The 12,917-nt window shown below is 55.1% G+C and carries 8 protein-coding genes; 5 read left to right on the top strand and 3 right to left on the bottom strand.

Annotation, left to right across the window (positions count from 1 at the left end; translation table 11 throughout):
• The first annotated feature begins 135 nt into the window (after window positions 1-135).
• From xseB to JQC81_RS30460, 4 genes are all read left to right on the top strand, one after another.
• Window positions 136-357 carry an exodeoxyribonuclease VII small subunit gene (gene xseB / locus JQC81_RS30475; RefSeq protein ID WP_203275527.1) on the top strand — a complete coding sequence of 74 codons (222 nt, stop codon included), beginning with the start codon at window positions 136-138 and terminating at the stop codon, window positions 355-357.
• Between the two features lie 395 nt (window positions 358-752).
• A complete protein-coding gene (locus JQC81_RS30470; RefSeq protein WP_210347325.1) occupies window positions 753-1,682 on the top strand; it encodes a hypothetical protein in 930 nt (309 codons plus the stop codon).
• 29 nt (window positions 1,683-1,711) lie between these two features.
• Entirely contained in the window at window positions 1,712-2,065 is a 354-nt protein-coding gene (locus JQC81_RS30465) for a hypothetical protein (RefSeq protein WP_203275525.1), read from the top strand.
• 591 nt (window positions 2,066-2,656) lie between these two features.
• Window positions 2,657-5,038 carry a DEAD/DEAH box helicase gene (locus JQC81_RS30460; RefSeq protein WP_203275524.1) on the top strand — a complete coding sequence of 794 codons (2,382 nt, stop codon included), beginning with the start codon at window positions 2,657-2,659 and terminating at the stop codon, window positions 5,036-5,038.
• A gap of 688 nt (window positions 5,039-5,726) precedes the next feature.
• Here the strand turns inward: JQC81_RS30460 and JQC81_RS30455 are convergent.
• Window positions 5,727-6,653 (bottom strand): hypothetical protein, encoded by a 927-nt coding sequence (locus JQC81_RS30455; RefSeq protein ID WP_203275523.1) that lies wholly within the window; start codon window positions 6,651-6,653, stop codon window positions 5,727-5,729.
• Between the two features lie 2,072 nt (window positions 6,654-8,725).
• Between JQC81_RS30455 and JQC81_RS30450 the strand changes: the two genes are divergently transcribed.
• Window positions 8,726-11,320 carry a MobA/MobL family protein gene (locus JQC81_RS30450; RefSeq protein WP_203275522.1) on the top strand — a complete coding sequence of 865 codons (2,595 nt, stop codon included), beginning with the start codon at window positions 8,726-8,728 and terminating at the stop codon, window positions 11,318-11,320.
• Between the two features lie 43 nt (window positions 11,321-11,363).
• Here the strand turns inward: JQC81_RS30450 and JQC81_RS30445 are convergent, their stop codons facing one another.
• Both JQC81_RS30445 and JQC81_RS30440 read right to left on the bottom strand, forming a co-directional pair.
• The gene (locus JQC81_RS30445) at window positions 11,364-12,089 is read right to left on the bottom strand and encodes a helix-turn-helix domain-containing protein (protein WP_203275521.1); all 726 of its coding nucleotides are present in this window, start codon (window positions 12,087-12,089) and stop codon (window positions 11,364-11,366) included.
• A gap of 232 nt (window positions 12,090-12,321) precedes the next feature.
• Window positions 12,322-12,917, bottom strand: a 596-nt coding sequence (locus JQC81_RS30440) for a 3'-5' exonuclease (protein ID WP_210347324.1), incomplete at its 5' end; no start/stop codon positions are given.

The raw sequence follows: 12,917 nt of genomic DNA, 5'->3' as shown, positions 1-12,917 counted from the left end.
TCGACCACAACCGCCACCCGGTTCGCCATGTTGCTCAGATCGGCGGAGCGCCTCTTACCTTAAGTCTCGCAGACGGAGCCGTGCAGGTCCGCCGCGCTGATCCGACCACCCTTACCAAGTAACGAAGGAATGAAGATGATGAACAATTCTGAGAACAGCCAGGCCAAGTCCACGGGTCTCTACGCTAAGCACTATGGCATTCTTCAAGCGATCGCCGAGCGTCTGCGGAGCGGCGGATCCGCCGATGTCGACCTGCTGCTGGAGGACACCCGCAGGGCTATGGAGTCGTACGAGATCTGCCCGGACCGGCTTCATGCCGTACAGGCTGAGTTGAACGCCCAGATCAACCGCAGCTAATCCCAACCTAAGGTCCTCTGGCGGAGACGCGAAATGGAGCACGGCCGACGCAATCCCGGTATCGCGTCTGTCCATAACCTCCAGGCACCCCTTCCGGTGGCAGGTGGTGGACTCCCCCGGAGTGGCAACGCCCTGAGATCCCGCGCTCCTAACCCTCAATGTGCCCGCTGAAGCGTGCGCACGGCACAAATAAAGCAGTTGCCGTGAAACGCACGGCCTACGGCCCACTCATATCAACATAACATTATGACATGTGGAGAGCTGGCACATTGAGGCCTTGCGACCCTTAATGCGAGTCTGGTACATATAAGTCGCTAAAACGAATTATGATGCACGGTGCTTCACGATTCGCGTTTTGGCTTTTAACGGGTTGGACGCGGATGATGCAACGACCAATGCAGGCTTCAACACAGGATGCAATCGCCTCCAAAGCCACACTCTTGTTGCCGGTAAGCCCGATTAAGCATCAGAGACTCGATATGGATAACCTTCCTCACACAAGTACCTGCAAGCGTTCGATCATAGTTGCTACCCGTACCGGTGGTCAGGGAAAAACCTTGGTGTCACAAGTTGTCCATCTCATCTTTAAAGAGTGTGGTGAACCACTTAAGGTCATGGCTGCGGATACAGCCGGTGACGACGGAAGTGCCACAAAGTCAAAGCTGGCTCGCTTCCTTGAAGCGGAAGATGTGGTAGAAGAACTCGGTATCGGAGCAACGATCCACTCCATCCGCTCCAACACTGACGAAATGTTGAAATATTGGGAGCCCTTGGGCCAAGGTCTTGCCGAGGGCAATGTCCTTGTGGACGTGGGAGCAAACGTCCTGCCGGCAATCTGGGATTGGGCAATCGAGATTGACGCGGGACGTGTGCTTCGGGAGGCGCCTCCGATCTGGCTGGTGATCCCGGTTACAGCACAAGCACAGAGCCTTTCAGATGCCTGCGACCTGATCCGGCTCGCAGAAGCCAAACAGAAGTACTTGCCGGTTGCCAGGTACATCGTCGTCTTCAATGAGCACGAAGGAAAATTCGACAGAGTTAGCGACACTGCCGAATATCAAAACCTGATGAAGCTTATCTCGGACGTAAAAGCCAGCACCGTGAGATTGGAGCGCTGCAAAACTTCAGTTTGGCAGACAATGCAAGTCGACTGGATTTCGCTCAAGGCGATGCGCAACCTGACATACCGCGATTATTCAAGTCGCTTTGGCCTCAGCTCCTTCATGGGATCTGCCGCGGAGAAGGACTTCGTCGATTGGATGTTCTCGACGGTGCAGGCTTTCAGAGCGGCCTCGCTCTACCCGAGCAGTGCGATCACGAAATGAAGCGCGGACATAAAAGGAGGACAGATTCAATGTCAGATCGATCGAATTCCCAGGATGCCGTTCCAGTATCGGATCCTGATGATAGCCCGCTGTCATTGGTAAACAGTGTAGGTGTTAAAGATGCTGATCTTCACGGTGGCTTTACACCAAAAGAGGCTCAGACATCAGTATTCGGCGCGGCCGTACAGATCTACAACTCCCGGCCGAATGAAGATAATTATGAAAGTAAAATTCGAGCGGTCGAGGATGCTGCTACGATCTTTGCGGTCGTCACGAATGAAGAGATATGTCGTGGCATATTCGCGAAAATCGCGGCAGAACATAACCATCCATATGACGTTTTTGCAAAAGCAAAGGCCGACTTCGGCCCTGAAGCCAAGTAGTAGGCCCTCAATCATCAGCAGACTGGGAACTTCTTTCTCGAGCTTTCGACAAGGCTCGATCCGTGTCATCTGAGGTGAGGAGAGGTTAGGCAGATAGCGAAGGCATCGCATGAGCTAGAACTCTCGGCGGTGCTTTCTCTCTTTGCAGGCGACGTTAGCAATAGCTGTAGGATCATCGAAAGTACACATCATCTAAATCGTCTCGGGGTAGTGGATCTCCGGGGAAAACGGCGACCAATAGGCATGCTTACTGTGCCCCGTGATGTGGCCGTTCTCAGAGGCGTATGCTCGGAATTAGCCGTTCTCTTGTCAGAGTCACACCTAGTGAACAGCGGCCTGAGATTGGAGCAAAATCTCAGGCGAACAGGTTTCGCGAATCTTCCTCATTCCGAGACCGCATTAAGCAGTTCATCGCCATAGCTACCTCTGGCTAGATATTTCGCTTGAGCAAAGCACCGTTCCGAAGCCGAGACCTCAGGGAGGGGCTTCGACAAACCCGCTCAACAGCTGTTCATTCAGAAGTGCAAAGCGCTGCCATATCCTGTATTTAATTCTCGTGCACAATCTCTAACGCATGATTAGAGAATTAAAATGCAAGGATCTTCCAAATTGAATGCCGCTGCGGAATTCGTGAACGAGGCCTACAAAGCTCTGACGGATCTCGGTCTGCGCAACAAGATGATAGCGCTCCCGCAGGGCACACGCGGGCGTTCGATTGACTTCGAAATCGATCCCGACACCCTGTATGACCTGCTCCTTTGTCCGGACTCCAACCTGCAAATCGGCAGTGCTCCCCTGTTGCTTGCTCCAGAGTCGCAGAGGACCGAATTGGATTTGAGACGGGCCGTTACCTCGCATCGTGCGGACGCCGAAGCGATTGCAAGCGAGCAGGGCATCGAAACAAAACGTTTGGCAATTGGCACCATTGCTTGGAGCGATGTCGATGGATCGATCCGAAACGCGCCCTTGTTCACGATACCGGTTACTATCACGAAGGATTGTATGATCGCAGCGGCAGGGTCAATCGAACCAAACGAAATCTTTCCGCTCTTGGCAGCGTCATTTGGGATTGAAGTTGCAATTGATCCGACGAGCCCGCCATCTAAAGCTTTAGCGGTAACCGTGCGTCAAACTGAGCGGGTCAAAGCCAGTAAGATTGCGGTTCTTGGGTACAATCCTCGCGTCAATCTCAATTTGTATGCAGGCAAGAGCGCGGCCATGCACCGCGCGCTGGACCTCTCGCTTCGGCCTCACCTGTCGGAGGTTGGGGCACTCCGGCTCCTCGCAGGCGAGAGTTCGAGAAGGGCTACTAGACATCCCGAAACACCAAACCTGCACATCGTCAGTGCGGATCTTAGCCAGGATGAGGCGATTTCGGCTGCAAGGGCAGGACAGTCGTTTGTCCTGCAGGGACCACCTGGAACAGGCAAGTCGCAAACCATCGTCAATATTGTTGCCAACCTCCTCAATGATGGAAAGCGTGTGCTTGTCTCGGCTGAGAAAGCCGCGGCTCTCGAGGTTATCGCTACTCGATGGCCAGAGAGGACCAGGGAACTTCTAGCCCCTGTTCTTCTGAGAGAAAGCGGACCTGCCTTAGCGGTTGACGCCGTGTTCGCGATTGCAACCCCGGCTGTGGCAGCGCTCAAGATCCCAAATGGATTCGTTTTTGATACTGTCATCATTGATGAGGCTTCTCAGATCAGGCTCTCTCATGCCGCCATTGTTGCTGCTCTGGCAACGCAAGTCATTGTTATTGGCGACTCCCAGCAGATGGCACCTAACAACCTCTTTGATCGCGGGGGCCAATCCCAGCAAAACGCAGGGATGGTGCGAAGCCTGCTGGACCACGTCATCCATCTTGGTCTGCCTTCAGTCATGCTGAAACAACATTATCGATCACAGCATGAAAGCCTCATCCTGTTCTCAAATAAGCGCTTCTATAATAGTGAACTCGACATCATTCCATCACCTGTACGCGATGGATCTCTTGGCGCTTTTTTCCGGTTCGTGCCTGATGCTGTCTATGATCGTGCCGGCAATACGGATAACCTTGTTGAAGCCAAGCACCTGATTTCGGAGGTAATAGCTCTCGCGAAGGACAATCGTTCACGACGAAACAATCCTGATCTTTCGCCGCCGCCGCGCTCTGTCGGCATCATTACGATGAACCAGAGCCAGCGAAACCTCATACTGACACTCCTGCCGGATGCACTTGCAAGCGAGGGGCTCTCAGAGATTGACTGTGCAGCGAGTACTGAGTCTGAGATGTTGTTCGTCAAGACTCTTGAGAATGTGCAGGGAGATGAGCGCGACGTCATTCTTGTCTCGGCCACTTATGGTCGTGACAACAAAGGACGGTTTATCGCTAATTTAGGCCCACTCTCTCAACCCGGCGCTGCAAAGCGGGTGAATGTGCTCGCAACCCGTGCTAGGTCGAAGACGTTCGTCTACCATTCTTTCGACCTTGACTTGCTGGCAGATAGCGACAGCGATGGAGCTCAAGCCTTTAGAGATTACTGGAGGTATGTGCGCCGCACGTCTGTTATCCCGCCAGTGACGGAGCCCAATCCCGATGTAGACCCAGCGGATGAGCATGATATTGCTTTTCGAGCAATGCAGAGGTGGCTGAGGGGAGAGTCGGTTTCTGTGCACAAATTTCCTCAGTTCATCGCTGGATTTCGAAGAAGCGATCTGAAGCAAAGCGGTGTGAAGCACTATGATGTGTGCTTTTACTTTACTGGCCTTCGGCACCCTTTGCAGGAAGCAGCAGATCTTGCCCGGATTGAGAAGATCGGATGGACCCTGTGCAAGGTCCCGGTGGAGCGCTGGCGCAAGCAAATACAAAACCTTCGGGCTAGCTTCCACCTTCCGCAAGATCGGTGGAGCGATGAAACCAAACAGTTTCTGCATGACGTCTATGGCGCCATATCAATCCCGTTCTTATCCAAACTCAAGTTCTGTGACCTTCAATGATACGGATTATTGAGCCTCTGCAGACCGGTTGAAGAGTGTGCTGGGCCTTCAGTGAGTTGAAGCGCCCAGCACCTCACGGGAGGATGGGTGATATCTTCAGTCCATGCCTCTCTGAATTTGCGCCACTATCGTCCTTTGTTGGGATCAAGATCGGAGTTTCAGCAGGGAGCAGGCCGTCGCCTGGGGACTGCGTCAAGCTACCAGCGTCTCAGTTAATGACCTCACGTCTGTGGTCGCGCCCCTTCGCAGTACGTTAACAGGAATGCGGTACAATGCGTGCTTCAGTTGAGCGAGCGAGATCGTTTTTATTTTCTCGACACAGTGCAAAAAGTAGCGCAAACGAGCATAAGCTCTGTCTCAAGCGCCTCGACAGCAACCATCTTCCAATTCGCTAATCGCCACTAGCGAGATGCAGCCTCTGCAGTCGATCTGTCGTCAACAACATCTGCTCGCTCTAGGACCATCATCCTTTCCGTTGTGGCGGGATGACAGAAGGCAGAGTTATGTTCCATCAAGAAGCGATCAGCCTTTATGGTCCGGAGACGAACAGGTTCGGATCGGAAGTGATCCAAGTTCTTGTACTAGAGCTTCTGCAGGGGTCTGCTGCAGGTTGGCTGCGCGACGCCGGATCGCCAAGTCGAATATACTGCAAGACAAGCGTCTAGCCAGTCTCGTCACGAACTTTGGCCTATGAGACCGACGTGCGAGAAGCAAGTGCACTATCCAACAGAATGGAGATCGCAGTCAGCTCTTGATCCAAACGGTCGGCTTCGGCCTTTTCCTCCGCTGGCCATTCGGATTGATCCTCGCCAAAGCGGTGGCAGAAATCATCAAATGCGCCTTCTAGGTCGCGCTTTTGTTTCATTAGTTTCTGAGACTCTAGAGTAGGGTTACAGTCAACAGCCTCGGTTTCATTGCGCTGCTTGTCTATAGAGCCCTTGTGGTTCTGATGCTGCCGTTCATCCTGACCAAGCAAGCAATTGCCTCCCTCAGCCGGATTCGTCAACTCGAACTGGGCCAACTTCTGTTCGGCAACGGTCACGTACTGGCGACTGTCAGATTCCGATGCGGACTTCCCGAATGCCTTATTAAGAAGTGGGTCAGAAGCGGCTGCTTTGATCTTGATAGACTGATTAAGTGATGGATCCGACGGAATCCAGACACGGTCGGCGCCGCTTGCAACTTCGTCAAAAGTGCAGGCGCTCTGATGCGGTAGCTTAACTCTGGTGTCCGACGAAGATAGCGTCGTTTCCTTAACCAGCGCTTCGCTTTGGTGGACTGACCTAATCCTCAGGTCAGGTGAATTGGGGATACCTGGATGCTGCGATTTGATGTCATTCATCTGAGCTTCTGAATGATTGTGGGACCCAAGTTTCCTATGTTTTCGCGAGCGCTTGGTTTGATACTCGGTGACCAGCGCCATTACCAAGTCGCTCTCCTCGATCTTCACCATCGTCTCTGCGATTTCTTGTTCTTCTTCCTGCCGCTTCCTTACGCGGATCTCCTCGATTTTTTGGAGCAGCTTCTCCTTACGCTTCAGCGCATTCGCCATCGCCAGGGCTGGACGTTCACTGCCCCAGGAGTATTTTTTACCGAATTCGCGTTTCCTGCTCATATTCCGATGCCTCATTTCACCCGGAGCGAGCCACAGCACAAAGACACGAATCGCCGGTAGTGAGAGAGCTCGCGGTGTCCCTCTCCATCTGCTATACAGGCGAACGGAAAGTATGAAAACAGAAATAGATTGCAGGAAAGAGATTTTCCACGAGACCTATTCGGGCCCGAGCGGGTAATGCTGATGGCGAGCTGCCAGCATCAAGTTGGAAATGGAAATGCGCTTTGCGCGAGATTGTTTGTGCAGCAATCTCCGTAGCATAGCTTTCAGCGTCGCAACTTTAAGGTTGTGCTGAATCTTGCATTTCCCGTCAGCATGAAGGAAATCCGATTGTGATCAAACTCACTGCCGATCAGACGCGAAGGCATCCCACCGGCAGTCCAATCGCCTTTTGGTGTCCTGATGCTTCCATCTAGCACGTCTCGGCAAGCCTTGAGCACAGTTGCCGCTCCGCCACGATCCACCCTGCGTGGTCTGTAGGCGAGGTGCTCCCATCGCTTGACACTGCCAATCAGCAAGGCGATCCGATCCGCATGGGTAAGAGTCTGGTGAGCCATACAGGGTAGATTGGCCGTCAGGACGGTTGATGAGTTTGCCCAAGCTCGGGTGGTGGGGAATAACAACCGGGCAGAATGAAACTGCACCGAAACACTCCTTTAGTCCAAAAAGCTCTGTCAATGCAGACTACGCTGACTTGTTCCAACTCTATGGTCCCACCTGATGGCCCGCCATGATGTCAGCTGTCCCGCCGGTGATTGTTCAACTCGCCTCGTCAGGCCGTAAGTTATTCGTAAGAACAATCTGGCCGGTTGGCATCAACAGCTGCAAACAATAGCCCGGCTCCAATAACATCAGTGGGCTCACCTTGAACCTTCCCAATTCGGTAATCCAACCGACCGGCTTGTCCCGAAACTGTCCACATGGGCAGCGACGGCAGGTTCGCAGAAACTGAAGGGATGGCAGCATAGCAGGTCAGATGGGAAGAATGGCAGGTGGAGCAATCTTTCCGATATTCCCAGTGTCACTGGTGGCTCTCATCGTCGAAAGCCCCGGTTCGCGTCAGCGCGGGTCGGACTCCGTGCGTGCCAGGTAAAACCCGTCTGTTGAGCGTTCTGAAAGCGCCGTGGGTCCTCTCATTGGCCTGAGTACACATCCTGTTGCTGACGCTCAGCGCATCTCATACCCGCGGGCTTGCGGCCGCGATCTTGCCTGAGCGTATCAATGTCAGTTTGTGCTGCCGGAATATGTTTCCACGACAGACAAGGAGGCCCTCTCCCTGTGCGCGCGTTCCCAAAGCCGAGAGGAATGGCCTGCAAGCCGGTGGAGCCAGAATTAGGCCAACACGACTCTTCACCAGCCCGGTAGGGGCCATAGGCCCCGCTCGATAACTTGTATGACCCTACGTCGCCGACGGTCAGAGCCTGCGGCGGTCGGATACCTCTGAGGCCCATAGACTCCATACAGGGGGGTCCAGAGGAGGTTTAGGGGCAGGATAGGTTATAGGAGGGGCCTAATACCTCAAACGTGCCGCACCTTCGGATGCAGCACGTTTGGTTCGTTCCACATTGAGCTCTGCGAGGCTGGTCCGGCGCGCTTTGGCCTCGCGCCAAACCATACGATCCAAGCGGGTCGTGGCCGGGTACGAGCGAGGCTCAAGGGTGCTGGAAGCAGCCATGCCTCGTAACCCGGACGCGGAACGCGTCCATCATGACCATTATAGGAATGCCGGTCGTCGGAAATGCTCCGAGTGCGTGTGGACGACGTGCGTGCCTCTGCTCCTGAAGGGTCTTACGTCTATGATCCGCAATTCGTGCCGATCACGCATGGTGGAGTTCATGCATATCCCGTGCGCTCTACCCTCCGAAGTGTGCGCAGGTCAGTCGCGAGGGCTGCCGGAATCAATCCATCGAACGTAAGATTTACCCCAGTCTTTAAGTGACAGGTGAACCGCATATCTGGGCGAAGGAGAAGTCACACGCTCCCGACGCACCAAGTTTAAAATTCTGACATGTTCATTTTAATTCGCATTTCGCGTATAGTTTGTCATTCCACGAGATTACGCAAATCACATCATGACTGAAGAACACGCGCTTGAGATTGCCTGTCGGGAACTCGCACAAGCATTGGCAATATCAGGACGGATCGCCGAGGCGGAACGGCGGGCTCGTGATCGCCTCAAGCGTCGAAGCTCCTCGTCTCGGGAACTCGCTGCCCTGATTGAAGCCCTCAACACCCCAGGCCTTCGGTCAGCCCGGGATTTCCAACTGTCGGCCCCGTTCAAGACAGCACCAAGGCCAAAAGCACCTGATTCAGGGGCGGTTACATTTCACTTTTCGGTAACACACGTCTCAAAAACAAATCACACGGTCGCTGCTTATGCTCGCCGCTCACCGTCTGGGAATGCGGCCCATTATGGGAGCTATATCGAGCGAGAAGGAGCTGCCGAGACCTTCATCGATCCGGAGCCTCCTTCATTTGCTGTGGGCCATAAGGACTTGAGCGACGGAGGTTTTCGACTCCGCGAGGAAAGCGGCACGGCTCCAGGCGGATACGAGGAGGAGGGCGCAGTTGTTGTGGCATCGTTCGGGAATCTCGGCGACACACGGGAGGAGCGCCTTGAGTTCTGGCGCAAGCTCGAAAGCGCCGAGCGTAGCCCCGGAAACCATAGCTTCATCATCAATCCCTTCCGAGGTGCCGACTTCTGGGATGCGGTCGAACGGTATGCTAACGCCGGACACAGCATACCTGAGCATCTTGGCAAGGCGATGGACGATTGCCGCAATCGCATGGATCCGTACAAGGTCCGGCTAGCAGACTCTGAGGCCATCGCCCTTCTCAAGTTTGCTCATACGATGGGAGACTTCCAGGCCACCGGTGCGATCAAGGTCTCGCCCGGACGGGGTGGACGGGTCCAAACCCGCATTATTGCGGAGCTTCCTCACGAGATTACAGCAGCCCAGCGTCTGACGCTGGCAAGGAAATATTGTGAAGCCTTCGAGGAGCAGAGATTACGCTATTGGGCGGTGATCCACGCTCCCGACAAACACAATGACCGCAGAAATTTCCACCTCCATGTAGTTCTGAGCGAACGGCCGGCTAAGCGGATCTTCAATCCCGACACGATAACGTCTGATTGGGATTTCGACATTGTCGAAGAGTATCTCTCGGACTGCCGCCATAAGCGGACTCGCCGGCGGTTCATGCAACCGCGCATTCGGGCAATGAACAGTAGAGAATGGGTCAAGTCGGAAAGACAGCGATACTGCACCATTCTCAACAGTGCACTTGAGGAGGCCGGCCGCTCAAAGCGGTATGACTCCCGTTCCTACAAGGACATGGGTGTTCCTCAGAAGGCCAGGAAGCGCATTGACCCTAAGATCTATGCCAAAGAGCGTAAAGGACAACGGACCGAGCAGGGGCTCGCAACTGCCCGTCAGCAATGGTCCGCCGCAATAGACGAACTTCATGAGCAGAGCATCAAAGCTTCTAATCACGTCGATCAAACCAGCAAGAAAAACCGGAGTTTTCTCAACCTCCTCTATTCCACAGGTCATCCGGACACAGGCGTAATTCAGAGCCTGGTACGCAGGACGACGGATCTCCACAGCCTCCTCTTGTCAGCCGCGCTCGCCGAGATTGCTGCCAACTTTGTGGCTGGCAAGATGGTCTCCCGAGCACGGCTGAAGGCGCCCTCTGACCGTACGAGGGTCGACAAGCTCCTGATCGAGGTCGCATCCGAAATCCGGGCAACAGAGGTGAAACGGTTCCGAGCTCTGGCTGAAAAGGTCTGGGCTGAGTGCGATGAAACAGTTTCGAAGATTGCTCGGATCTGCAATGAGTACGTCAGGACATTTCAGAGGAACATGTTCAGAGAAATGGTGAGCCGGGTCGCCTCACCCGTACCAATGCAGCGTCATCAGCCCAAGCCTGTCAAGACGTGGGACTTGGAGCGAGCTGAGTTGATGGCTGAGATGGAAGCTCTGGAGGCCAAGTGGCTCCCGAAATACACGCCTCTGTCTGGTCCGTCACCGGAGCCACAAGCAATCGGAACTCCTAAGCCCATGACTTCGCTCGATGCTGAACGCCCTTCCTTGAGGGCCATCTTCGGATCCGAGCCAGCCAGGAGGGAACCTCCTAGTCCGCGGGAGCCGAGGAGTTCACCTCCGCAGAGTTCACCTCCGCCTGCGGCAGATCGATCGAAGCTTGCTTCTACGGAAAAGGCGTCTGATCCAACCAGGACCACGTCTGCCCAGCCTTCCTCCGTCCTCAAGCCGTCGACGGGTAACGAGAGATCTCACGATCTCCCCAAGAAGTCGCAGCAACTGACGAGGCCGGTGAGCGAAGCAGTTGGCAGTAAGCCGAACCGGAGCGGATTGGAACGGTCTCCCTTGGAGGAGGTGAAACAGCGGAACAAACCAAAGGTGCCTGTTCTGTCACAGGCAGAGGATAAGCCTCACACCCCTCCTCAGACGCCCGGAGGTGCGCCCCCTATCGTGATCGATGAGGAAGAGGCAAGAGAGCGGAAGAAACGAGACAGGGAAGATCTGACCGCGACTGCCAATAAGGAACAACCGGCTGCGCCATCGTCAGTAGATAAAGATCGTCAGCTTTCCGCCATGGACATAATGAGGATGAGGATGTTGAGAGAAAACGTGAGGGGTAGGTAGCCTGCGGCCAAGAAGGGGATTTGGCCGCTTCTATGATGATGTTTCAAGACCCTCGGGAGGATCTGGTTACTCCTGAAGTCTTACGACCCGTACTCTCTTGCGGCACCGTCCGTTCTGAGCGCTGAGCCGAGTCGCTCTGCCTTCCTGACGTCATGGTTCTCTTAGTTTTGGGACTCTTCGCAGGGATAACAGGATCATCTGGGCCAGCTTTGACTTGTGACGGGCGGACATTTCCCCGTGGAGACGGAACTGCATCAGCAGGCGCTCGCTCGATCAGGCGCGTCAGGTTCTCGACTTGGCGGGTGAGGGCTGCCTGATCTTGAGCTTGCCGCTCCTGTATGGTGATCAGATGCTGGAGGAGATTGGAAAGGTCAGGTGTAAGTCCTGAGGGGAGTTGCTGCGGCGAGACAGCATCGAAGTGGGTCGGGGAGGGCGGCTGATCCTCGTCTACAGCATCAGATGATTTGCCTTCCTTCAGCCTGTCCAGAAAGCCGGTCCACCCACCTGGAAGGGTGGCATCCAGACGTGATCCAATGAAAGTCAGGAACGGGATGTTCAACCTCTCGGCAATCTGCTCCAGCACCAGTACAGTCACGTTCGAGGTCATGCGGATCAGGCTGTCCAGGTGCCGGTCGCTGAGGCCTGTGCGCTTGCCGAGTTCCGCCAACGAGAGACGCTCCAGACGCCGGATCAGGTCGAGATTGGCGCTGACGTTCTGCAGCGTCACGCTATTGGTAAAGTCATCCTCGCTGAAGGACTTGCGGGTCATGCCGAGGGTTCTCCTGGTCATCGTCCTGATGGTGGAAGTGGGTAAATCACGGAAGTCGCCGTGGTGGAAGTGGCTTCATATCAGTTCGAAGGTCATGGCCCTGGTCGTGAGAGCCTGTGGAAGTCAGCTCTCACCATCGATGCAGGCATACTCAACTCTAATCGGCGTCCGACCCTGCCAGGAGCGTCTGTCCGACGTGCGGTTGTGCCAGACCATATACTCGGGCGCCATCTCACAGGTTGTGGAACTGCACCCGAAACTCTGGGTCGCTGAGAATGCGGGCAGCTTTGGCTAGCCGCAAGGCGTCAGGACCCGCGCGATGTGGATGGGGATAGATCTGCTCGATCCGGGTGAGCAGGGATGCCGCCTCCGCCGGGTCGAGCCCGGCCTCCTGAGCCAGCCCGCCATAAAGGCGTTCGACATCCCCCACTGACCAAGTCTTCGACCGACCTGCCGCGGCATACAGGCGGCCGAGCCACCAATCGTCATGCCGGGGCGCATCCGACACGACGAGGCGCCCGCCTGTTAGATCGTTGAGCCGGGTGCAGGCCTCCTCGACCGAGATGCCCTCCGCCTCGAGCATGGCTGGCGTGATGCCGTGAACGGCCGCTGATTGCGCTGACCAGCCGCTGGCAAAATCCCATGTTTTGGGCGGCCTAATGAGAAAACTCTCGGAATCTACCTCGTCGTCGAGCACCCACCCGATCTCGATTGGAAAGGAAGCGGAGCTCAGGCCCGATGCCTCGACGTCGATGAATAGCACTTCAAAGCCTCTGAAGGTCAGCCGCATGAGATCTCCAGCAGGAGGTGATGGCAGGAACGGGCGAT

Origin of the sequence: Microvirga arabica (assembly GCF_016811235.1) — a bacterium.
Taxonomy (GTDB): Bacteria; Pseudomonadota; Alphaproteobacteria; order Rhizobiales; family Beijerinckiaceae; genus Microvirga; species Microvirga arabica.
The sequence above is the reverse complement of the archived record's forward strand: the minus strand, read 5'-3'. Positions and strand labels throughout refer to the sequence as shown.

Excerpts from the sequence above, each read along its gene's own strand:
- JQC81_RS30465 (WP_203275525.1), top strand. The coding sequence starts at position 1,712 with ATGTCAGATCGATCGAATTCCCAGGATGCCGTTCCAGTATCGGATCCT.
- JQC81_RS30455 (WP_203275523.1), bottom strand. The coding sequence starts at position 6,653 with ATGAGCAGGAAACGCGAATTCGGTAAAAAATACTCCTGGGGCAGTGAA.
- JQC81_RS30450 (WP_203275522.1), top strand. The coding sequence starts at position 8,726 with ATGACTGAAGAACACGCGCTTGAGATTGCCTGTCGGGAACTCGCACAA.
- JQC81_RS30470 (WP_210347325.1), top strand. The coding sequence starts at position 753 with ATGCAGGCTTCAACACAGGATGCAATCGCCTCCAAAGCCACACTCTTG.
- xseB (WP_203275527.1), top strand. The coding sequence starts at position 136 with ATGATGAACAATTCTGAGAACAGCCAGGCCAAGTCCACGGGTCTCTAC.
- JQC81_RS30460 (WP_203275524.1), top strand. The coding sequence starts at position 2,657 with ATGCAAGGATCTTCCAAATTGAATGCCGCTGCGGAATTCGTGAACGAG.
- JQC81_RS30445 (WP_203275521.1), bottom strand. The coding sequence starts at position 12,089 with ATGACCCGCAAGTCCTTCAGCGAGGATGACTTTACCAATAGCGTGACG.